The following is a 21,783-nucleotide window of genomic DNA, read 5'->3' on the forward strand; positions in this document are numbered from 1 at the left end:
CCCACCCCCCCCCGATAGAAAGTGCGCCTGCTCGCAGTTTTGATCTCTGCCGGTTTGCCAAATGTAACCGTTTGGTTAACAATGACCTCATCAGGTCAGACCTCTTTCTGCCCATTGCGCTGACGTTATTTTCTTCAGGAGCATTTATGAGTAAGGCACTGCCTTTGGTGACCCGTCATGGTGACCGCATTGCGATTGTGGATGGACTGCGTACCCCCTTTGCCAAACAGGCGACTGCCTATCACGGCATTCCGGCGGTGGATTTAGGGAAAACGGCGGTGAGTGAGCTGTTGGCGCGCAGCGGCATCGATCCGCAGCTTATCGAACAGCTGGTGTTCGGCCAGGTGGTGCAAATGCCCGAAGCACCGAACATCGCGCGTGAAATCGTGCTCGGTACTGGCATGAGCGTCCATACCGACGCCTACAGCGTGTCGCGCGCCTGCGCCACCAGCTTCCAGGCGATTGCCAACGTGGCGGAGAGCATCATGGCCGGCAGCATCAGTATCGGCATTGCCGGCGGGGCGGACTCTTCTTCCGTCTTGCCGATCGGCGTCAGCAAAGCGTTGGCGCGCACGTTGGTGGACGTCAACAAGGCGCGCACGCTGTCGCAGCGTCTCAAGCTGTTCAGCCGGCTGAAATTCCGCGATCTGATGCCGGTGCCGCCGGCGGTGGCGGAGTATTCCACCGGCCTGCGCATGGGCGATACCGCCGAGCAGATGGCGAAGAGCCACGGCATCACCCGCGAGGCGCAGGATGCGCTGGCGCACCGTTCCCACGAGCTGGCGGCCAAGGCCTGGCAGCAGGGGTGGCTGCGCGATGAGGTGATGACCGCCTATGTGCCGCCTTACCGCGCGCAGCTTTCTGAAGACAACAACATCCGTAAAGATTCCAGCCTGGCCTCCTACGCCAAGCTGAAACCGGCGTTCGATCGCAAGCATGGCAGCGTCACCGCGGCCAACAGCACGCCGCTGACCGACGGTGCGGCGGCGGTATTGATGATGAGCGAATCGCGCGCCAAAGAACTGGGGTTGCAGCCGCTGGGCTATTTGCGCAGCTTCGCTTTCGCCGCTATTGACGTGTGGGAGGACATGCTGCTGGGGCCTTCCTACGCCACGCCGCTGGCGCTGGATCGCGCCGGCATCGGTCTGGCCGATCTGACGCTCATCGACATGCATGAAGCTTTCGCCGCGCAAACGCTGGCCAACCTGAAGATGTTCGCCAGCGAAGAGTTCGCCCGCGAGAAGCTTGGCCGCAGCCAGGCGATCGGCGAGGTGGACATGGACAAATTCAACGTCTTGGGCGGTTCCATCGCCTATGGCCATCCGTTCGCCGCCACCGGCGCGCGCATGATCACCCAGACGCTGCGTGAGCTGAAACGCCGCGGCGGCGGGCTGGGCCTGACCACCGCCTGCGCCGCCGGCGGATTAGGGGCCGCGATGATCGTGGAGGTGGAATGATGAGCTTTGAAAACGCATTGCATGAACAGCGCGCCAAACCGTCGGCCTTTCAGCTGACGATTCGCCCCGACAACATCGGCGTGATCACCATCGATGTGCCGGGCGATAAGGTCAATACGCTCAAGGCCGAGTTCGTCGAACAGGTGAACGATGTGCTGATCCGGGCGCAGCAGCATACCGCGCTGGAAGGGCTGGTGATCGTTTCCGGCAAGCCGGACTCGTTTATCGCCGGCGCCGACATCACTATGATTGCCGCCTGCACCAGCGCCAAAGAGGCGGAAACGCTGGCCAAGAAAGGGCAGAGCACGCTGGCGCAGATCGCCGCCTTCCCGGTGCCGGTGGTGGCTGCCATTCACGGCGCCTGCCTGGGCGGCGGCCTGGAATTGGCGCTGGCCTGCCACGGCCGCGTCTGTTCATTGGATGACAAAACCGCACTCGGTCTGCCGGAAGTGCAGCTGGGCCTGCTGCCGGGCTCCGGCGGTACGCAGCGCTTGCCGCGCCTGATCGGCGCCGCCAAGGCGCTGGACATGATCCTGACCGGCAAGCACATTCGCGCCCGCCAGGCGCTGCGCATGGGGCTGGTGGACGACGCCGTGCCGCAGTCGATCCTGTTGCAGACCGCCATCGAGCGGGTGAAACAAGGCTGGAAGCATCAGCGCGAGCTGCCGTGGCAGGATCGCCTGCTCAACGGCCCGCTGGGCAGAAGTCTGCTGTTCAGCATCGTGCGCAAGAAAACGTTGGCGAAAACCCACGGCAACTACCCGGCGGCGGAGCGCATCATTCAGGTGGTGCGCACCGGGTTGGATCACGGCAGCGCCAGTGGCTATGAGGCCGAAGCGCGCGCCTTTGGCGAACTGGCGATGACGCCGCAGTCGGCGGCGCTGCGCAGCCTGTTCTTCGCCTCCACCGCGCTGAAAAAAGAGCGGGGCGGTAATGCCAAGCCGCATGCCCTGCATCGCGTCGGCATTCTCGGTGGCGGTCTGATGGGCGGCGGGATCGCCTGCGTCACCGCCACGCGCGGCGGTTTGCCGGTTCGCATCAAAGACATTAATGAAACCGGCATCAATCACGCGCTTAAATACAGCTGGGACGTGCTCGGCAAACGGGTGCGCAGCAAGCGCATGCGCCCGGCGGAACGGCAAAAGCAGATGATGCTGATCTCCGGTTCTACCGATTACACCGGCTTTGAGCAGGTGGATATCGTGGTCGAGGCGGTGTTTGAAGATCTGGCGCTGAAGCAGAAGATGGTGGCTGAGGTTGAAGCGAACTGTGCGCCGCATACCGTGTTCGCTTCCAATACTTCCTCGTTGCCTATCGGTCATATCGCCGAACAGGCCCAGCGGCCGGAGCAGGTGATCGGCCTGCACTACTTCAGCCCGGTGGATAAAATGCCGCTGGTGGAAGTGATCCCGCACGCCGGCACCAGCGAAGAGACCATCGCGACCACCGTGGCGCTGGCGCACAAGCAGGGCAAGACCGCCATCGTGGTGGGCGACAGCGCCGGTTTTTATGTCAACCGCATCCTGGCGCCGTACATCAACGAAGCGGCGCGCTGCCTGCTGGAAGGTGAGCCGATTGAGTCGCTGGACAAGGCGCTGGTGGACTTCGGTTTCCCGGTCGGCCCCATCACTCTGCTGGATGAAGTGGGCATCGACGTCGGCACCAAAATCATTCCCGTGCTGGTCGAGGCGCTGGGGCCGCGTTTCGCCGCGCCGGCTGCGTTCGATGCGGTGCTGAAAGACGGGCGCAAAGGGCGCAAGAACGGCCGCGGCTTCTATCTCTACCCGAGCGAAGGGCAGCAGCGGCAGCGGCGCAAACGTGCGGATACCTCATTGTATACGCTGCTCGGCGTCACGCCGAAGGCGCACATGCTGCCGGCGACCGTCGCTCAGCGCTGCGTGATGATGATGCTGAACGAAGCGGCGCGCTGCCTGGATGAAGGCGTGATCCGCAGCGCGCGCGACGGGGATATCGGTGCGGTGTTCGGCATCGGCTTCCCGCCGTTCCTCGGCGGCCCGTTCCGCTATATGGACGAGCTCGGCGCCGAGAAAGTGGTGAAGACGCTGGACTACCTGCGTCAGCAGCACGGCGAGCATTTCGCCCCGTGCGAGCGCTTGCAGCGCATGGCGCAGCAGGGCGAGCGCTTTTACCCGCTGGGGAGCTGAACGCAGGGCGGCCCGATTTGCACTATAGTTGCAACAGGGCCGCGTTGTGATCGCCATCACTCCTTGCAACAGCGTCAGCCGGTGAGGCTGTACAGCAAGGCGCAGGCAGCGGTAACTTAGCTTGACCGCCATCAATAAATTTCATGGCGGCAAGGTTAAAATTTAACCCGTTGAATTGATTGTTCTGTGAGCAATCGAGGTTTGCCAGGGGAGGGTTGCTGTAAAAAACAGCATTTTCTTTAGGCAAACTTTCAGGCAAAATGCCCGGCCGCCATAAAGAGACGGCGCGTTATCGTTTTAAAGCTTTGGCTTTGGGTTGTAAAACTCGGCGGTACAGCACGCACGGCGTTTCTGTATAGCGTTACTTTGTCAACAACAGCGGTGCAATATGCAAGTTTTGATTATGCGTCACGGAGAGGCGGCGCTCGAGGCAGCCAGCGATGCGGTAAGGCCCCTTACCCTGTGCGGCCGCGACGAGTCCCGTCAGATGGCGGCCTGGTTGAACACCAAGTCTGTGGATATTGAACGCGTGCTGGTCAGCCCCTATCTGCGGGCCGAACAGACGCTGGCGACGGTGCGTGAAGCCTTGACGCTGCCGGAGGGCGAAGAAGTGCTGCCCGAGCTGACGCCGGGCGGCAATGCCGAACAGGTCGGCAGCTATCTGCAGGCGCTGGCGATGCAAGGGGTGAGCTCGGTGCTGATCGTGTCGCACCTGCCGCTGGTGGGCTACCTGGTGGCTGAACTGTGCCCGGGCGAGTGCCCGCCGATGTTCGCGACCTCAGCGATTGCCAACGTCGATCTGCCGGCAGACGGCAGTTACGGCAAGTTTGAATGGCAGGTCAGCCCATCGCAGGTGATGGCCAAGGTGTGAGCCGCAGATGCGGTGCGGAATAAACTCAGGGCGATGTCTGACATCGCCCTGAGTCGTTTCTGCGGGCCTACTCGGCCAGCTCCACCAACAGCAGGATGGCGGCATTGCCGCCCCATTCCTTCGGCGCCTGGTGGAATGCCAGCACGTCGGGATGCTGCGCCAACCACAGCGGCGTTTGCTGTTTGAGAATGTGCTTGCCGTGCCCGTGCATCACGCAGGCGCAGTGCACGTGCTCGCGTTTGCAGGCGGCGATCAGCGCCCCCAACTCCTGCTTGGCCTGCAGCTGGGTCAGGCCGTGCAAATCGAGAAACAGCTCCGGCGAATAATCGCCGCGTCGTAGCTTCTTCAGCTCATACGGGCTGCTGCCGGGGCGCACGTAGCGCGTCGGGCCTTCCTCTTCCAGTTGCGGCTGGTATTCATCTGAAAAATAATAGCTGGCATCGACCTGCTCCTGCAGCAGCCGCTGCGGGGCAATCTGTTTGACCTTGGGCTTCGGCGGACGGTGGACGATGGTGTCCTGGCGCAGCTTTTTCGCGCCCGCCACCGACTCTCTGAAGAGCTGTTGTTCGTCTTTGCTCAGAGGGGGCTTGTTCTTCATGCTTCATTCACCGGAAATCGTTTATTTCGCTAGTTTACCTTGTGAATGAGCGCTGTCGACGCAAAACTCGGGCCAGAGTGAAAAGCGCGAGGGGCAAGCGTGATTTGTCGCGGGCTTCATGGCAAACTATGCGGCTAAATCATGAAACACAGCGCCTGCCGGAGGGCAAATTGGACAAAATTTTCGTCGACGAAGCAGTGAACGAACTGCACACCATTCAAGATATGCTGCGCTGGACGGTAAGCCGCTTCAACGCCGCCAATATCTACTATGGTCACGGAACCGATAATCCGTGGGACGAAGCGGTGCAATTGGTGCTGCCAAGCCTGTTCCTGCCGTTGGACATTCCGGAGGACATGCACACCGCCCGCCTGACCTCCAGCGAGCGCCATCGCATCGTTGAGCGCGTGATCCGCCGCGTCAACGAACGCATCCCGGTCGCTTACCTGACCAACAAGGCCTGGTTCTGCGGCATGGAATTCTACGTCGATGAACGCGTGCTGGTGCCGCGTTCGCCGATCGGCGAGCTGATCAACGATCGCTTCAGCGCGCTGATCCCGCACCCGCCACGCCATATCCTCGACATGTGCACCGGCAGCGGCTGCATCGCCATCGCCTGCGGCTACGCTTTCCCGGAAGCGGAAGTGGACGCGGTGGACATCTCCAGCGAGGTGCTGGCGGTGACCGAGCGCAACATTCAGGCGCACGGCGTCGAACACCAGGTGATCCCGATCCGTTCCGATCTGTTCCGCGACGTTCCCGCGATCCAGTACGATCTGATCGTCACCAACCCGCCGTACGTCGATGCGGAAGACATGTCCGATCTGCCGCAGGAGTTCCGCTTTGAGCCGGAGCTGGGCCTGGCGGCGGGCAGCGACGGCCTGAAGCTGGTGCGCCGCATCCTGGCCTGCGCGCCGGACTACCTGACCGACGACGGCGTGCTGATTTGTGAAGTGGGTAACAGCATGGTACATCTGATGGAACAATATCCGGATATTCCGTTCACCTGGCTGGAGTTCGAAAACGGCGGCGACGGCGTGTTCATGCTGACCAAGCAGCAGTTGGTGGATTGCAAGGAACACTTCAGCCTCTATCGCAGCTAAGCCGCATTTTCAGGGCCCGCAAGGCGGGCCTCATAACGATAAAAGACTAACGGTAAGGAGCCGTGATGGCAGGAAACAGTATTGGGCAGATTTTCCGCGTCACCACCTTCGGTGAATCTCACGGGGTGGCGCTGGGTTGTATCGTCGACGGCGTGCCGCCCGGTATCCCGCTCACCGAAGCCGATTTGCAACACGATCTGGACCGCCGTCGTCCGGGCACCTCGCGTTACACCACCCAGCGTCGCGAACCGGATCAGGTGCGCATTCTCTCCGGCGTATTCGAAGGCGTGACCACCGGCACCAGCATCGGTCTGATCATTGAAAACACCGATCAGCGCTCGCAAGACTACAGCGCGATCAAAGACGTGTTCCGCCCGGGGCATGCCGACTACACCTACGAGCAGAAATACGGCCTGCGCGACTATCGCGGCGGCGGCCGCTCTTCGGCGCGTGAAACCGCCATGCGCGTTGCGGCGGGTGCTATCGCCAAGAAATACCTGCAGCAGAAGTTCGGCGTGCAGGTGCGTGGCTATCTGGCGCAGATCGGCGACGTGACCTGCGAGCTGAAAGATTGGGATCAGGTCGAACAGAACCCGTTCTTCTGCCCGGATCCGGACAAGCTGGAAGCGCTGGACGAACTGATGCGCGCGCTGAAAAAAGAGGGCGACTCCATCGGCGCCAAGGTCAGTGTGATTGCTGAAAACGTGCCGGTTGGCCTGGGCGAGCCGGTGTTTGACCGCCTCGACGCCGATCTGGCGCACGCGCTGATGAGCATCAACGCGGTGAAAGGCGTGGAGATCGGCGACGGGTTTGCCGTGGTGACCAAGCGCGGCAGCGAAAACCGCGATGAAATCACCCCGGAAGGCTTCCAGAGCAACCATGCCGGCGGCATTCTCGGCGGCATCAGCAGCGGCCAACCGGTGGTTGCACATCTGGCGCTGAAGCCGACCTCCAGCATCATGGTGCCGGGCCGTACCATCAATCGCCAGGGCGAAGCGGTGGAAATGGTCACCCGCGGCCGCCACGATCCGTGTGTGGGCATCCGCGCCGTGCCGATCGCCGAAGCGATGATGGCGATCGTGCTGATGGATCACCTGCTGCGCCAGCGTGCGCAAAACGGTGATGTGGTTTCCGACGTGCCTCGCTGGTAATCGCCATGAGAAACTGGATGTTGGGCCTGGTGGCCTTGACGGCCTCCGCCTCCGCCATGGCGCTGACGCCGTGGCAGAAAATTGATCACCCGGTGGCCGGCGCGCCGCAGGCGGTGGGCGGTTTCGCCAACGGCTGCGTCATCGGCGCCCAGCCGTTACCGCTGAACTCACCGAACTACCAGGTGATGCGTACCGACCAGCGCCGCTATTTCGGCCATCCGGATTTGCTGGCGTTTATTCAGCGCCTCAGCAGCCAGGCGAACCAGAAAGCGCTGGGCACGGTGCTGATCGGCGACATGGCGATGCCGGCCGGCGGGCGCTTCAGCAGCGGCCACGCCAGCCACCAGTCGGGGCTCGACGTCGACATCTGGCTGCAGCTGCCGCGCCAACGCTGGAGCGCACAGCAGCTGCTGAAGCCGCAGCCTATCGATCTGGTGTCAAGTGACGGCAAGCAGGTAGTGGCGCGCCAATGGCAGCCGCAGATCGAGTCGCTGATCAAGCTGGCGGCGCAGGATGCGGATGTGACGCGCATCTTCGTCAATCCGGCCATCAAACAGCGTCTGTGTCTGGATGCCGGCGCCGATCGCGCCTGGTTGCACAAGGTGCGGCCGTGGTTCGGTCACCGCGCGCACATGCACGTGCGCCTGCGTTGCCCGGCGGGCAGCCTTGAATGTAAAGAGCAGGATACGCCGCCGCCGGGCGACGGCTGCGGCGCCGAACTGGCGAGTTGGTTCGTGCCGCATCAACCGAGCGCCAAACCGGGTAAACCGGTGCCGCCGCCGTTACCGCCGACCTGTCAGGCATTGCTGGATAATCACTTCGCAGCGGAATAATACATGGACTGGTTCGTCATCGGCCCCGAGATGCTCGGGGTGTTGTTTGCAGTAGCGCTGCTGGCGGGGTTTATCGACTCCATCGCCGGCGGTGGCGGGTTGCTGACGGTACCGGCCTTGCTGGCGGTGGGGGTTCCCCCGGCCCAGGCGTTGGCCACCAACAAACTGCAGTCGGTCGGCGGCTCCTTCTCCGCCAGCCTGTACTTTATTCGTCGGCGTGCGGTGAACCTCAACGATCAAAAGCTGACGATATTTCTGACGCTGATCGGTTCGATCATCGGCGCCATTCTGGTGCAGCATATGCGCGCCGATGTGTTGCGGCAGATGTTGCCGCTGCTGGTGATCGGCATCGGCCTCTACTTCCTGCTGATGCCGCGGCTGGGTGAGGAAGATCGTCAACGTCGCCTCGGCGCCTTGCCGTTCGGGCTGGTGGCCGGCGGCTGCGTCGGGTTTTACGACGGCTTCTTCGGCCCCGGCGCCGGATCGTTCTACGCGTTGGCCTATGTGACGCTGTGCGGTTTTAACCTCGCCAAGTCCACGGCACACGCCAAGGTGCTGAACTTCACCTCCAACGTCGGCGGATTGGCGCTGTTCATCATCGGCGGCAAGGTGGTGTGGAGCATCGGTCTGGTGATGCTGGTGGGGCAGGTGCTGGGCGCGCGTCTGGGCGCCCACATGGTGCTGACCCGCGGGCAGAAGCTGATTCGGCCGATGATCGTGATCGTCTCGCTGGTGATGAGCCTCAAGCTGCTGTACGACAATCACGGCGCGGAAATTCAGCAGTGGTTGACCGCCCTGGTGCACGGCTAAAGATGAAAAGTGGGCGCGGCTTACGCGCCCTGTCTTATTGAGTATAATGGCCTCTTTATTTCTGTGGTTATAGAGTTTTTATGTCAGACATGCAGACCCGTCATCGCTATGAACAGCTGATCGAGATCTTCAATCAGTGCTTCAGCGATGACTACAACACCCGCCTGGTGAAGGGCGACGACGAGCCGATCTACCTGCCGGCCGACGACGAACTGCCGTATCACCGCATCGTGTTTGCCCATGGCTTCTACGCCAGCGGCCTGCACGAAATCTCGCACTGGTGCATCGCCGGCGAAGCGCGCCGACAATTGGTGGACTTCGGTTACTGGTATTGCCCGGACGGGCGCGACGCGCAAACCCAGAGTGAATTCGAAGCGGTAGAGATCAAACCGCAGGCGCTGGAATGGATGTTTTGCGTGGCGGCCGGTTTCCCGTTCAACGTCAGCTGCGACAACCTGAACGGCGACTGCGAGCCGGATCGCATCGCGTTCCAGCGCAAGGTGCGCGCCCGGGTATTGGCGCTGCTGGAGCAGGGAATACCCACACGGCCTGCGCGCTTTATTCAGGCGTTGCAATCGTTCTACAATACGCCACCGTTGGCGGCCGAGCATTTTCCGTATCCGGAAGATCTCAACTGACGCCACAGCCCGCTATTTAATGAGGAAATTTGATGATCGCAGAATTCGAAGCGCGCATTTTGGCGCTGATTGATGACATGGTAGAGCACGCCAGCGATGATGAACTGTTTGCCGGTGGCTACCTGCGCGGTCATCTGACGCTGGCGGTGGCCGAAGCGGAAGAGCAGGGTGAGCACACTGCCGAAGCGCTGAAAGCGCGGGTGGAAGAGAGCCTGCATAAGGCGATCGCCGCCGGGGAACTTTCGCCGCCGGATCAGATCCTGGTGCGCGGCATGTGGGAAAACCTCTATCAGGCCGCCACGCCTGCCGCTTGACCGCCATGCCGGGGCGCATCATCGCGCCCCTCATTCATGAATTAAACCGCACGTCCTTTCAGCAGCTTCCGTACCCACATCCGATTCGGATTCAACGCCGCCAGCAGGCGCGCGTCGCCCGGCAACGGTTCGCCGAACAGCTGCGCCGCCAGAATTTCCGCCGCCAGCGGTGCCGAGCACAGGCCGCGCGATCCCAATCCGCCGATAGCGAACAGGCCGGGATAGACCGGCGCATCGGCGACGGTTTCACCGCGCTGGTTCTGTCGCTGCAAATCCTGATACTGCGTCACCGTGGCCTGATAGTCCGGCAGTGCGCCGACCATCGGCAGATGATCGCGGGTGGCGCTGCGCACGCCGCAGCGCGCCAGGTGAGCGCTGACGTCCACCTGCTGCGGCCAGGCTTGTTCCGGCAGGCAGCGCAGCAGGCGCCCGCGGTTTTCCTGTTGCTCCTGTTCGCGGTAGTCGGTGGCGGTGTCGCCACGCTGGTAGCTGGCGCCGATGCAGTGTTGGCCGTTGTTGGCGTTGACCGGCGTCAGGTAGCCGTCGTAGCACAAGACCTGTTTCAACTGACCGAGGGCCGGCGAGGTTGGGATGTGCGACACCTGCCCGCGTACCGCATACAGCGGCAGGGCTTGCGTCGGTGCCAGCTCGGCCAACCGGTGGCCGTTGGCCAGGATCACCGTCGCATGGCGGCGGCATTCACCGTGGGCGAAGTCGATACGCCAGCCGTTTTCTTCACGCGCCAGCGCCTGCGCATCGTGCCGGTAGTGGCAGACCAGACCCTGACGCTGCGCCAGCGCGATAGCGCCGCGCGTCAGCTCGGCCGGGCAGAGCCAGCCGCCCTGCGGGTAGGTGATGCCGCCAAAGCCGGTATCGACGCCGCACAGTTCGCTGAGCGTCTCGCGGTCGGCTGCCGCCGCCAGCGCTGGCGGCCAGTCGGTTTTCAGCATATTGGCGATCTTGTCGCCGCTCTTTTCGTCGTAGGCCAGCTGGCTGACGCCGCACCACTGGTGATCAAAGATGACGCCTAGTTGCAACAGGGTGTCGTATTGGCGACGGGCGAAGGGAAACGCGGCGCTGAAGAAACTCTCCAGCGCGTCGCCGCTGCCGTTCAGCAGAGGATAAATCGCCCCCTGGCGGTTGCCGGAAGCGCCCTCGGCCGCCTGTTCGTCGGCGCAGTACAGCGTGACGGTGGCGCCGCGCCGCAATAAGGCCAGCGCGGTAAGCGCGCTGGCGACGCCGCCGCCGATCAGGGCGATGTCGGCGGTGTTGTCCGCCGCCGGACGCCGATACCAGGGCGCCGGGTGGGGCGTGGGCTGCGCATCGGCCGGCAGACCGCCGGCGAGCATCTCACGTTTTTGGCCGAAGCCTTTGCAACGGTTGACCTGAAAACCGGCCTGCTGCAAGCCGCGGCGCACGAAGCCGGCGGCGGTAAAGGTGGCGAAGCTGCCTTCCGGCCGGGCGAAACGCGCCATGGCGGCGAACAGTTGCTCGGTCCACATGTCGGGATTTTTGGCCGGCGCGAAGCCGTCGAGGAACCAGGCATCGACCTGGTTATTCATGCTGGCGTCGAACTGAGGCAGCAGTTCGTTGACGTCGCCGAACCACAGATCGAGCGTAATACGGCCTTCGGCCAACAGCAGGCGATGACAGCCCGGCAGCGGCAGCGGCCATTGGGCGCGCAGCTCGTCGGCATAGGGTGCCAGCTCCGGCCAGCGTGCATGCGCTGCCGCCAGATCGGCCTGCTGCAGGGGGAATTTTTCGAAGCTGATAAAGTGCAGGCGCTGCAGCGCGGCGTCCGGCTCGCCCTGGCGGAAGTCTGCGAAGGCCTGCCACAGCGTCAGGAAATTGAGCCCGGTGCCGAATCCGGTTTCCGCCACCACCAACAGCGGGCGCGGGTGAGTGGCGAAACGCTGCGGCAGCCGGTTGCCGTGCAGAAAGACATAGCGGGTTTCTTCCAGCCCATCCTGATTGGAAAAATAGACGTCATCAAACTGTTTCGAAACAGGTGTACCCTGTTCGTTCCAGGTTAGCGTTGCGGTTTGGATGGGGGCGTGGTTCACGGTCAATAGCTCGAAATTCAAGGGATGTCGCGAATTCTAACGGCGCTGGCGCCCTGGCGCAAACTGGACAACAATAAAGCTGAAAAACGCTGATCGGACTTGTTCGGCTTACATCTGTACGCTAAAGTGCGATGCAAAATCCCGTAGGTAAATAGTGGAAGAGGTATTGAATGAAACGTGCAGTGATTACTGGCCTGGGAGTTGTCTCCAGCATTGGTAATAACCAGCAGGAGGTCCTGGCGAGCCTGCAGGAAGGACGTTCTGGGATCACTTTCTCCCAGGAACTGAAAGATTCCGGCATGCGTAGTCACGTATGGGGGCAAGTTAAGCTCGACACAACCGGCCTGATCGACCGCAAGGCGGTGCGTTTCATGAGCGATGCTTCCATCTATGCCTTCCTGGCGATGCAAGAAGCGATCGCTTCTTCCGGCCTGAAGGAAGAAGAGTATCAAAACAATCCGCGCGTGGGCCTGATCGCCGGTTCCGGCGGTGGTTCTCCGCGCTTCCAGGTGTTCGGCGCCGATGCGATGCGCAGCCCACGCGGCCTGAAAGCGGTTGGCCCATATGTGGTCACCAAAGCCATGGCTTCCGGCGTTTCCGCCTGCCTGGCGACGCCGTTCAAAATCCACGGCGTAAACTACTCCATCAGCTCCGCTTGCGCGACCTCCGCACACTGCATCGGTAACGCGGTTGAGCAAATCCAACTGGGCAAACAGGACATCGTGTTTGCCGGCGGCGGCGAAGAGCTGTGCTGGGAAATGGCCTGCGAGTTCGACGCGATGGGCGCGCTGTCCACCAAGTACAACGACACGCCGGAAAAAGCCTCCCGCACCTACGACGCCGATCGTGACGGTTTCGTCATCGCCGGTGGCGGTGGCATGGTGGTGGTTGAAGAACTGGAGCACGCGCTGGCGCGCGGTGCGCACATTTACGCAGAAATCGTTGGCTACGGCGCAACGTCTGACGGCGCCGACATGGTTGCGCCATCGGGCGAAGGCGCGGTGCGCTGCATGAAGATGGCGATGCAGGATCTGGATGCGCCGATCGACTACATCAACGTGCACGGCACCTCCACACCGGTAGGCGACGTGAAAGAGCTGGGCGCGATTCGCGAAGTGTTCGGCGACAATACCCCGGCTATCTCCTCCACCAAGGCGATGACCGGTCACTCGCTGGGCGCCGCAGGCGTGCAGGAAGCGATCTACAGCCTGCTGATGCTGGAGCACGGCTTTATCGCGCCGAGCATCAACATCGACACCCTGGATGAGCAGGCGGCCGGCATGAATATCGTGACTCAGCCGACTCAGCGTGAGCTGACCACCGTGATGTCCAACAGCTTCGGCTTCGGCGGGACCAACGCCACCCTGGTGATGCGCAAACTGGCGAAATAATTCCGCCTGAGCCTCACCTCGCCATCAAGCCCGCGTTTTCGCGGGCTTTTTACTGCCCGAACCCCGCCGGCTGGGCGCTCGGAGTTTTCCCAAATAACATCCCCTGACACATCATTACCTCGCCATTACATGCGTTGGGCATACAATAGCCAGGTAGCGTGATTATCGCTCGGCGTAGCTTTCTAAAGTGATCGAACATTGAGGCAAGAAGTATGAAAAAGTTAATTGCGGTTGGGTTACTGTCGGCCGTGCTGGCCGGATGCGCCACCGATTCCCCCTGCGTTCCGGTCTACGATGATCAGGGGCGTCTGGTGCACACCAACACCTGCATGAAGGGCACCACCCAAGATAACTGGGAAACCGCGGGCGCGATCGCCGGCGGCGCGGCGGCAGTGGCCGGTCTGACCCTCGGCATCATCGCGCTGACCAAGTGATCGGCGCGGCGCCTGCGGGCGCATGCAACCAGCCCGGCCATTGCGTGCCGGGCTTTTTTATTTCACTGCACCAAAAACGCCTTGAACTGCGGCGTCATCACGGCGCTGAAACCGTCGTCGGTTTTGCTGATCAGGTAGACCGCCAGCCCTTTCTCTTCGGCAAGCTTCAACGCTTTCTCCGTGCCCAGCACCATCAGGCCGGTATCCCAGCCGTCGGCCTCGAGCGCGGTGGGGGCGATCACCGTGGCGGAAACCAGCCGGTGCTTGATCGGCCTGCCGGTGGTCGGATCGATGACATGGGAGTAGCGCTGGCCGTTTTCTTCAAAGTAGTTGCGGTAGCTGCCCGCGGTGCTGATGCCGTAACCGTGCAGATCCACCAGCGCCTGCACCGCATTTTCACGGTCGGTCGGCTTTTGGATCGCCACCCGCCAGGGTTTGCCCTGGCCGTTGACGCCGCGTGAAGAGACCGCGCCACCGACCGATACCAGGTAGTTGGTAATGCCGTTGCGGTTCATCAGGCGCACCAGTTCATCGGCGCCGTAGCCTTCGCCCAGCGTCGAGAGATCGACATACATGTCCGGCAGATCTTTTTGCAGCCACTCCCCGCGATTGTCGCTGATCAGCTTCAGGTGCTGCAGGCCGATGCGCTGCTTCGCCGCGTCGATCTGCGCCTGTTCCGGCACCTTGACCGGATGCTTGTCGGGGCCGAACCCCCACAGGTTCACCAGTGGGCCGACGGTGATGTCCATGGCGCCGCCGGTATCGCGGCCGATGCGCTGAGCCATCAGCACGATGTCCGCCATGCCGCGCGGGATCGGCTGCGGTTCGAGGCTGGTGCTACGGTTAAATTGCGACAGCACCGAGTCGGCGCGGTAGGTGGAGATATCGTCGTTGGCCCGTTCGAGCACTGCGTCAATCTGCCGCTGCAATGCTTGCTTGCCGATCGCGACGTCACCGCTGACTTTAACGCTGTAGAAGGTGCCCATGGTCTTGCCGTCGATATCGATTTGCGGGCGGGAGGAGGCATCGTCGCAGGCGGCGAGCAGGGCGCATAAGGCGCTGAGCAATGCCCCTTTGGCGAACAGGGAAGCCATAACATGTCCTTTGAAAACGAGAAAGCCGCTACAAATAAAGTAAAGCGCGGCAAATGGAAAGTGGATAAAGGTAAAATAGCATTTTGCTGGCGTTGCGGCTGCGCCTGAGCTAACGTCTCGCTCATGCTTTTCGCTGAGGTTTCAAGCTGCCGCCATGAGTTCAACCGCCATTTCCCGGCTTATCCATCCCTTTGTCAAAGACCGCTTCCTGCATGTGCTGTTGCTGGCCGGCGCAGCGATGTTCGCCTTTCATCCGCAGCCACTGGCGGCGCTGGGCGGTTTCATCGACGGCCGCACCCTCATTACTCTGTTGGGGCTGATGCTGCTGACCAAAGGCGTTGAGGTCAGCGGCTACTTCGACTTCGTTGGCCGCAAGATTATCAATCGGTTGCACAGCGAACGGCGGCTGGCGCTGTTCCTGGTGTTTTCCGCCGCGCTGCTGTCGTCGTTTCTGACCAACGACGTGGCGCTGTTTATCGTCATTCCGCTCACCATCACGCTGAAAAAGCTGTCGGCGCTGCCGGTTGGCCGTTTGATCATCTTTCAGGCGCTGGCGGTGAACGCCGGTTCGCTGCTGACGCCGATAGGCAACCCGCAAAATATCCTGCTGTGGAGCCGCTCCGGCCTCTCTTTCCTCGGTTTCATCGGCCAGATGGCGCCGTTTGGCGCCGCGATGATGCTGAGCCTGTTGGTGTTGACCTGGTTCAGCTTCCCGGCGCGCGACATCGTGAAAACGCCGAATACCGAGGGCTACCCCTATCAACGGCCGCTGTTGCTGAGCTGCGTGGGGCTGTATGCGATCTTCCTGCTGTGCCTGGATATCGGTCTGCCGCTGTATGGGCTGCTGGCGGTGTTCGCCGGCTTTTTGTTGCTGGCGCGCCGGGTGCTGTTGCTGATCGACTGGAGCCTGATTTTCGTGTTCGCCGCCATGTTTATCGATGTCGGCCTGTTTACCCGCCTGCCGCCGCTTCAGCCGGCGTTTGCCGCCATCGCCGGGCTGAGCGACGGCGGGGTGTACGCGCTGGGCGTCGGGCTGTCGCAGATCGTCAGCAACGTGCCGGCCACTATTTTGCTGCTCAACTATGTGCCTTCCAGCGCGCAGTTGGCTTATGCGGTCAATGCCGGCGGCTTCGGGTTGGCGATCGGATCGCTCGCCAACCTGATTGCGCTGCGCATGGCGGGGGAGCGCAAGATCTGGTTGCGCTTCCACTATTACTCGCTGCCGCTGCTGGCGTGGGCCGCGCTGGTCGGCTGGCTGTTGAGCTAACTCTGATTACCGCTCTGCCGGGCGGCCAACAAGCAAATGCTTCGGGTCACTTGGTAGGATTTCACGAAGGCGCTGACGGGTAAAAATTCGAAGCGCGAGTGGAAGTTATGCGCGCCGGTGAAGTAATTGGGCGTCAGGATGCCGCGGCTCGAGAGCGCCGCGCCGTCGGTGCCGCCGCGCATCGGGATCACCTTCGGCGGGATGCCGTGGGCGGCAAGGGCGCCGAAGATCAGATCGATGGCGCGCCGATCTTCGCCGATGGCGTTGCTGATGTTGCTGTAGATGTCGCTGATGCTGCAGCTGACGTTGGCGCGCGGATAGCCGGCCGCCACCTGACGCACCGTCTCCTCAAGGCGAGCTTTGCGCGCCTCGAAGGTTGCGCGATCGAAGTCGCGAATCGACACCTTCAGCGTCGCCTGATTGGCATTGGCGGCCAGATCCGTGAACCAGAAATAGCCCTCGCGCCCGTCGGTGTGTTCCGGAGTATCCTGCTCGTCGAATTGGTTGATGATGTCGTTGGCGATGCGTATCGGGTTGATTAACACGTTTTTCGCCGACATAGGGTGGGCAGTCACCCCCTCGATGCGGATCTCCGCCGACGCCGCGTTGAAATTTTCGTACACCACTTCACCCAGTTCGCAGCAGTCGATGGTGTAGGCGAAATCGACGGGGAAACGCTGCAAATCCAGCGCCTTGGCGCCGCGCAGGCCGATCTCTTCATCCGGCACGAACGCCACCACGATATCGCCGTGGCGATCGGCGGCGGCCAGGTTGGCCAGCAGTGTCATCACCACGGTGACCGCCGCCTTGTTGTCGGCGCCCAGCACGCTGGTGCCGTCGCTGAACAGGATCTCTTCGTTTCGGTAGGGTAGGATCTCCGGGTGCTCGGCGACCCGCAGCCAGATGTCTTGCTCGGCGTTCAGGCATAAATCTTCGCCGGTGAAGCGCAGGCGCTGCGGCCGAATCTCGGGCGACAGGCCGACGTCCACGGTGTCGATATGGGTGATGAAGCCGATGCGCGGCGCGCCGGGGTGGGTGCCAGGCTTGCGGGCGGTGACGGTGGCGTGTTCGTCTATCTGCACGTCGGCCAGGCCGAGATGGCGCAGCTCTTCCGCCAGCAGCTGCGCCATCTCATGCTGCCCCGGCGTGCTGGGCAGGGTGGTTGCGGCGGCATTGCTCTGGCTGGTGACCGCCAGGTAGCGGAAGAAACGTTCGGTAAGCTGTTCGGCAATCGGGCTGGTCATCGGAATTCCTCGCGGTTGGCAATCTACCGGTTTTAAAACGAAATCAGCTGTTTGTCCAACGGTGCAATGCGTAAACTGCCAGAATGCGAAGCATCGCGCAGAAACGAAAAATAGCGGTGCAACTAGGAAATAGTCGCAGGTTTCTGCGGCAAAATCGGTGTTAGCTGTGGGCCGGGAAGCGCCTACATAACACTTATCTGTCCCTCAAGGAGAATTCATGCACACCGGTCACGCTCTGCTTATCACTTTACTGTCCCTGGGCATCTCTCACAGCGCCTGGTCGTCTGCCGATACCGGGCACGCCAACAGCAACGCCAACAGCCGCGAAGTGGCCAGCGCGTTGGGCGGCCTGAAGAACAAAACCTACGAGCTGGAGCAGGCGCCGAAGATCCGCGTCGCCAGCTTCAATATCGCCGCCGGCAAGGTCAGCGACATGACCGCCATTGCCAAGGCGATTCGCGCGATGAACGTCGACGTGGTGGCGCTGCAGGAGGTGGATAAACTCACCGCCCGCAGCGGCCGGGTCGATCAGGCGGCGGAGCTGGCGAAGCTGACCGGTATGCAGGCGGTGTTCGGCCGGGCGATCGATTACGATGGCGGCGAATATGGCCTGGCGTTTCTCTCGAAGTATCCGTTGCACGATGCCGTGATCTATCCGCTGCCGTCCGGCCAGCGCGAACAGCGCATCGCCTTCAGCGCCAAGGTTGACGTGCCGGAGTTCCCGGCGCCGATCACCCTGTTCAACGCCCACCTCGATACCAAGGAAGATCCGACGATGCGTCTGGATCAGGTGCGGGAGCTGAACGATCGCGCCATCGAAGTGCGTGGTATCAAGCTGCTGTTCGGCGACATGAACGATGTGCCGGGCAGCGTGACCTGGCTGGAGCTGAGCCGCTATTGGAACGACATCATGCCGAACGGGCAGGACGGCCGCAGCTGGCCGGCAGAAAATGCCGAGATCAAGGTGGATTACCTCTTCACCGGCAACGCGCAGCGCTGGCATCTGGACAGCCTGACGGTGCCGAACGCCAGCGGCGACTGGAACGGCGTGCATTGGCCGGCGGTAAGCGACCACCTGCCGCTGGTGGCGGAGATGCGCCTGACCGAGCAATAAGCGGGTGGGCGTTCCATTGGGGCCATTGGGGCCGCGCTAAGCCACGGCGATCTGCGCCAGCCGCTCGACGGCGCTGCGGATCTCGCCCGGCGCCAGGGCCGAAAAACCCAGCAGCCAGCCGTCGCGCTGTGCCTGTGCCGTCTGGTATTGCGCCTTCAGCCCGGGCGTGAGGATGCCGAGCCGCTGCGCCCGCTGGCTGAGCGCCGCCTCCTGGCCGGGCGGCAGCCAGACGCTGAGCTGTAGGCCACCGGCGGCGGGAGCGGGCGTGGCGAAGTGGCCGAGTTTTTCGCGTACTTCCGCCAGCAACACATCGCGCCGGCTGCGGTAGAGCTGGCGCATGTAGCGGATATGCGCGGCGAAGTGCCCCTGGCGGATGAATTCGGCGGTGACTGCCTGCATCAGCTGCGCGCTGTGGCCGTCATACACCGTGCGCGCGGTGACGAACGCTTCAACCAGCGCGGGCGGGGCGATCAGGTACGCCAACCGCAGCGAAGGGAACAGCGACTTGGAGAAGGTGCCGAGGTACAGCACCCGGCCACGGCGATCCAGGCCCTGCATCGCCGGTATCGGCAGGCCGTCGTAATGAAACTCGCTGTCGTAATCGTCCTCGATGATCCAGGCCTGATGCCTCTCCGCCAGCGCCAGCAACGCCAATCGGCGTGCCAGGCTGAGCGCTGCGCCGGTTGGATATTGGTGCGAGGGCGTCAGATAAATCAAACGAGGATCGGGCAAGGAGGGGTCAGCACACAGGCCGTCGCTGTCCACCGCGACCGGTGTCAGGGCGGCTCCGGCGCTGATAAAGGCGTTTCTTGCCCCGGTGTAACCCGGTTCTTCCATCCAGACGCTGTCGCCGCTGTCCAGCAGCAACGTGGCGATCAGCTGCAGCGCCTGCTGCGAACTGGTCAGCACGATAACCTGGCGAGCATCGCAGATCACGCCGCGCGTTTGGTTGACGTGAGCGGCAATCGCTTCGCGCAGCGGCAAATAACCCTGCGGGTCGCCGTAGCGCAGCAGGCTTTCTCCCTGTAGCCGCAGGCGCTGTGCGGTCAGTTGCTTCCACAAGGCCAGCGGAAACGCACGCAGATCCGGCGAGCCGGCAGCGAAGGCCTGAGGATGCTGCGGATCGCGGCAGCCGCCGGTTTGAACGATCTGTTGGCCGCGCTGCGAAAGGCGCGGTATGCCGGCGCCGGTCGCCGGCGGCGGCGATTTGGCGATGATAATCGCCACAAAGGTGCCCTGGCCGACGCGGCGCTGCAGATATCCCTCCGCCTCCAGCTGACCGTAGGCCGCTTCGACGGTTACCCGCGAGAGGCCCAGATCGCTGGCCAGCACCCGGCTGGAAGGCAGGCGTTGCCCAACGCTCAATGCACCCTGGTGGATGGCCTGCCGCAATGCGCCGCACAGGCGATCGCGCAGCGTGCCGGCGGCGTGGGGCGATTGCTGAAACAATGTGACCAGCGAGTGCCGCATAATGGGCCTTATCACGGTTGGGAAATGGGTATCAATCATAAGACCAAAATGGGGCACTATTGTCATCTGTCTTGATGCACGGGAGTGAGTGGTATGTTGAAAGAATCATTGGTGCTGGCTTTTCCGCCGGCGGCGCCGGAAGAGAGCCAGGCCTACCTGGCGACCAAGCTGAGCCGCTATGCGGATGCCTGGGACGTGGCGGAAGATCTGCGCAATGGCGTGGAAGAGATGGTAGTGATCGACACCCGCGCGGAGGCGCTGTATGCCGCCGGGCATATTCCCGGTGCGCTCAGTTTGCCGCATCGCCTGATGGATGAAGCCGGCACGGCGCAGCTGGATCGCCGAAAAGTGTATGTGACTTACTGCGACGGTATCGGCTGCAACGGTTCCACCAAAGGCGCTTACAAGCTGGCGAAGCTGGGATTCCGGGTGAAGGAGCTGATCGGCGGGCTGGACTTCTGGCTGCGCGACGGCCATCCGTTGGCCATCGGCGAACAGCCGGGATCGTTGCGCGATCGGGCGGCTGTTGCGGACTGCGGCTGCGCCTGAGGCGTTAAAACACCAGCGCCAGCACGACGGCCAGCGCCATCAGCAGCAGGATCAGCGCCACGGCCGGCTTGCTGAGCGCTTTTTGCAACGGCAGAGGCAGGGCGGCGATCAGCGGGTTGAGCAGCGGCTGCGGATCGACAGGGTGGCTGACGATAGGCTGGGCCTGGCCGGCTTTTTCCAGGCGGCGGGCAAACAGCTGATGAATGGCGTCGCTCATTTGCGGATGCGTCAGCGGCGAATTGGCGCCGCAGTTGAAGCGGGCTTGGCAGTAGTCGTTCATCTGCTGCAGCTCTTGCTCATCCGCCGGCTGTTTGAGCGCCGCCAACAGATTGTTCAGCGTCGGCGCGCTCTGCGGGCTGAGCGCCACCTTCACTTGCAAAAACTGGTTCAGCAGCTGGAAGTGGCGTGCCGGCAGCGGATCGTTGGTTTTCACGCCCGCGAGATCAAACAGCGTTTGCCAGATTTTAGCCGGCGCTTCGCCGGTGGCGGCGCTGAGTTTGGTTATCTGCTGCTGCAGGCTCTGATGCTCTGCGGGCAGCAGCGGGCGATCGCTGGTGGCGGTTTGCTGCGGCTGGGGAATGGCCAGGCCGCCGGTCTGCAACAGATTCAGCACCTGCTGCAACTGCGGCGGGCTCAACTGGCTCAGCACCGTGTGGCCGAACTGCTGGCGAATAAAGTCGCTGACGGCCTGGCGGTTGTTGCCCTGCGGCAGCAATTCGGCCAGCTGTTGCAACAGCTGGCGCCCGGCATGGTTTTGCTGCGCCTGCGTCAGGCGCGTTTGCAGCAGCTGTTCCGCCGGTTGAAAATGGCGCGCCAGCAGTTCGCCGCCGTTGTCGGCGCCGAGATCGTGACGCAGAGATGCCCAGATCTCCGCCGACTTTGCCGGGCTGAGTGCCATGATTTTCACGATCAGCTTTTCCAGCGTCGTGCGCTGCGCCGGAGAGAGGGGCTGATCGTCAGTGGCCGCCGTTTTGCCCGGGGAGGGAGGGCGTTCGCCGGCGATTGGGGTGCCCGGCCCACTCAAAGGTTGCATATCACCAGTCCTTCGCTGTGTATCCCCGCAGAATGCCTGGAGGAGAGAATCATCATCGTACCCGGCGAAAAGCGCAGGCTTACCCTCTATGATACCTGTAAATCGCCGCCATCAATACCGCCGCTCAGACATTTCTTTACCGACAAAACGTTGCTAATCGCGCCCGCGCCGCTAAGATAACCCC

Annotated in this window: 20 protein-coding genes; 14 read left to right on the forward strand and 6 right to left on the reverse strand. The window is 62.4% G+C overall.

Features of this window, described 5'->3' with window-relative positions; all coding sequences use genetic code 11:
• Positions 1 to 146: 146 nt before the first annotated feature.
• The 3 genes from fadI (at position 147) to sixA (ending at position 4,493) form a co-directional block, all read left to right on the forward strand.
• Positions 147 to 1,457: an acetyl-CoA C-acyltransferase FadI gene (fadI, locus tag C9411_RS17930; protein WP_063988948.1), complete on the forward strand. Its 1,311-nt coding sequence runs from the start codon at positions 147 to 149 to the stop codon at positions 1,455 to 1,457.
• A complete protein-coding gene (gene fadJ / locus C9411_RS17935) occupies positions 1,457 to 3,622 on the forward strand; it encodes a fatty acid oxidation complex subunit alpha FadJ (protein ID WP_063988949.1) in 2,166 nt (721 codons plus the stop codon). The genes fadI and fadJ overlap by 1 nt, the downstream gene beginning before the upstream one ends.
• Before the next feature lie 388 nt (positions 3,623 to 4,010).
• Positions 4,011 to 4,493 (forward strand): phosphohistidine phosphatase SixA, encoded by a 483-nt coding sequence (gene sixA, locus C9411_RS17940; RefSeq protein WP_004936230.1) that lies wholly within the window; start codon positions 4,011 to 4,013, stop codon positions 4,491 to 4,493.
• Positions 4,494 to 4,560: 67 nt separating this feature from the next.
• On the opposite strand, the gene smrB is transcribed toward sixA, so the two are convergent.
• Entirely contained in the window at positions 4,561 to 5,091 is a 531-nt protein-coding gene (gene smrB / locus C9411_RS17945; RefSeq protein WP_004936226.1) for an endonuclease SmrB, read from the reverse strand.
• Between the two features lie 170 nt (positions 5,092 to 5,261).
• Here smrB and prmB point away from each other — a divergent pair, with 170 nt between their 5' ends.
• From prmB to C9411_RS17975, 6 genes are all read left to right on the forward strand, one after another.
• Entirely contained in the window at positions 5,262 to 6,194 is a 933-nt protein-coding gene (gene prmB / locus C9411_RS17950; RefSeq protein ID WP_028127753.1) for a 50S ribosomal protein L3 N(5)-glutamine methyltransferase, read from the forward strand.
• A gap of 65 nt (positions 6,195 to 6,259) precedes the next feature.
• Positions 6,260 to 7,345: a chorismate synthase gene (aroC, locus tag C9411_RS17955; RefSeq protein WP_033635387.1), complete on the forward strand. Its 1,086-nt coding sequence runs from the start codon at positions 6,260 to 6,262 to the stop codon at positions 7,343 to 7,345.
• A 5-nt stretch (positions 7,346 to 7,350) separates the two neighbouring features.
• On the forward strand, positions 7,351 to 8,178 hold the full coding sequence (gene mepA / locus C9411_RS17960) for a penicillin-insensitive murein endopeptidase (RefSeq protein WP_063988951.1): 828 nt from the start codon (positions 7,351 to 7,353) through the stop codon (positions 8,176 to 8,178).
• A gap of 3 nt (positions 8,179 to 8,181) precedes the next feature.
• Positions 8,182 to 8,988, forward strand: coding sequence for a sulfite exporter TauE/SafE family protein (locus C9411_RS17965; RefSeq protein ID WP_063988952.1), 807 nt, complete (start codon positions 8,182 to 8,184; stop codon positions 8,986 to 8,988).
• An 89-nt stretch (positions 8,989 to 9,077) separates the two neighbouring features.
• Complete coding sequence (locus C9411_RS17970) at positions 9,078 to 9,626, forward strand: elongation factor P hydroxylase (RefSeq protein ID WP_162215436.1); 549 nt, start codon at positions 9,078 to 9,080, stop codon at positions 9,624 to 9,626.
• Positions 9,627 to 9,658: 32 nt separating this feature from the next.
• Entirely contained in the window at positions 9,659 to 9,940 is a 282-nt protein-coding gene (locus tag C9411_RS17975; protein ID WP_016926855.1) for a YfcL family protein, read from the forward strand.
• A gap of 41 nt (positions 9,941 to 9,981) precedes the next feature.
• Here C9411_RS17975 and mnmC read toward each other — a convergent pair whose 3' ends face one another.
• The gene (gene mnmC, locus C9411_RS17980) at positions 9,982 to 12,003 is read right to left on the reverse strand and encodes a bifunctional tRNA (5-methylaminomethyl-2-thiouridine)(34)-methyltransferase MnmD/FAD-dependent 5-carboxymethylaminomethyl-2-thiouridine(34) oxidoreductase MnmC (protein WP_107227654.1); all 2,022 of its coding nucleotides are present in this window, start codon (positions 12,001 to 12,003) and stop codon (positions 9,982 to 9,984) included.
• Positions 12,004 to 12,173: 170 nt separating this feature from the next.
• Between mnmC and fabB the strand changes: the two genes are divergently transcribed.
• Both fabB and C9411_RS17990 read left to right on the forward strand, forming a co-directional pair.
• Positions 12,174 to 13,394, forward strand: a complete 1,221-nt coding sequence (fabB, locus tag C9411_RS17985; RefSeq protein WP_041036107.1) for a beta-ketoacyl-ACP synthase I — start codon at positions 12,174 to 12,176, stop codon at positions 13,392 to 13,394.
• A gap of 212 nt (positions 13,395 to 13,606) precedes the next feature.
• The gene (locus C9411_RS17990; RefSeq protein WP_004936201.1) at positions 13,607 to 13,828 is read left to right on the forward strand and encodes a hypothetical protein; all 222 of its coding nucleotides are present in this window, start codon (positions 13,607 to 13,609) and stop codon (positions 13,826 to 13,828) included.
• A 62-nt stretch (positions 13,829 to 13,890) separates the two neighbouring features.
• Here the strand turns inward: C9411_RS17990 and apbE are convergent, their stop codons facing one another.
• Positions 13,891 to 14,922 (reverse strand): FAD:protein FMN transferase ApbE, encoded by a 1,032-nt coding sequence (apbE, locus tag C9411_RS17995; protein ID WP_107227594.1) that lies wholly within the window; start codon positions 14,920 to 14,922, stop codon positions 13,891 to 13,893.
• 154 nt (positions 14,923 to 15,076) lie between these two features.
• Here apbE and C9411_RS18000 point away from each other — a divergent pair, with 154 nt between their 5' ends.
• Complete coding sequence (locus tag C9411_RS18000; RefSeq protein ID WP_063988954.1) at positions 15,077 to 16,189, forward strand: SLC13 family permease; 1,113 nt, start codon at positions 15,077 to 15,079, stop codon at positions 16,187 to 16,189.
• Here the strand turns inward: C9411_RS18000 and pepT are convergent.
• A complete protein-coding gene (gene pepT / locus C9411_RS18005) occupies positions 16,186 to 17,433 on the reverse strand; it encodes a peptidase T (protein WP_107227595.1) in 1,248 nt (415 codons plus the stop codon). The genes C9411_RS18000 and pepT overlap by 4 nt on opposite strands.
• Positions 17,434 to 17,650: 217 nt before the next feature.
• Here pepT and C9411_RS18010 point away from each other — a divergent pair, with 217 nt between their 5' ends.
• Positions 17,651 to 18,547: an endonuclease/exonuclease/phosphatase family protein gene (locus tag C9411_RS18010; protein WP_063988956.1), complete on the forward strand. Its 897-nt coding sequence runs from the start codon at positions 17,651 to 17,653 to the stop codon at positions 18,545 to 18,547.
• A 36-nt stretch (positions 18,548 to 18,583) separates the two neighbouring features.
• Here the strand turns inward: C9411_RS18010 and C9411_RS18015 are convergent, their stop codons facing one another.
• Positions 18,584 to 20,017 carry a PLP-dependent aminotransferase family protein gene (locus tag C9411_RS18015; RefSeq protein WP_199200138.1) on the reverse strand — a complete coding sequence of 478 codons (1,434 nt, stop codon included), beginning with the start codon at positions 20,015 to 20,017 and terminating at the stop codon, positions 18,584 to 18,586.
• A gap of 93 nt (positions 20,018 to 20,110) precedes the next feature.
• Here C9411_RS18015 and C9411_RS18020 point away from each other — a divergent pair, with 93 nt between their 5' ends.
• Complete coding sequence (locus tag C9411_RS18020) at positions 20,111 to 20,566, forward strand: rhodanese-like domain-containing protein (protein ID WP_107227597.1); 456 nt, start codon at positions 20,111 to 20,113, stop codon at positions 20,564 to 20,566.
• A gap of 4 nt (positions 20,567 to 20,570) precedes the next feature.
• Here the strand turns inward: C9411_RS18020 and flk are convergent, their stop codons facing one another.
• Positions 20,571 to 21,599: a flagella biosynthesis regulator Flk gene (flk, locus tag C9411_RS18025; RefSeq protein ID WP_107227598.1), complete on the reverse strand. Its 1,029-nt coding sequence runs from the start codon at positions 21,597 to 21,599 to the stop codon at positions 20,571 to 20,573.
• Positions 21,600 to 21,783: the final 184 nt, after the last annotated feature.

Origin of the sequence: Serratia sp. Nf2 (assembly GCF_003028435.1) — a bacterium.
Lineage (GTDB): Bacteria > Pseudomonadota > Gammaproteobacteria > Enterobacterales > Enterobacteriaceae > Serratia > Serratia marcescens_L.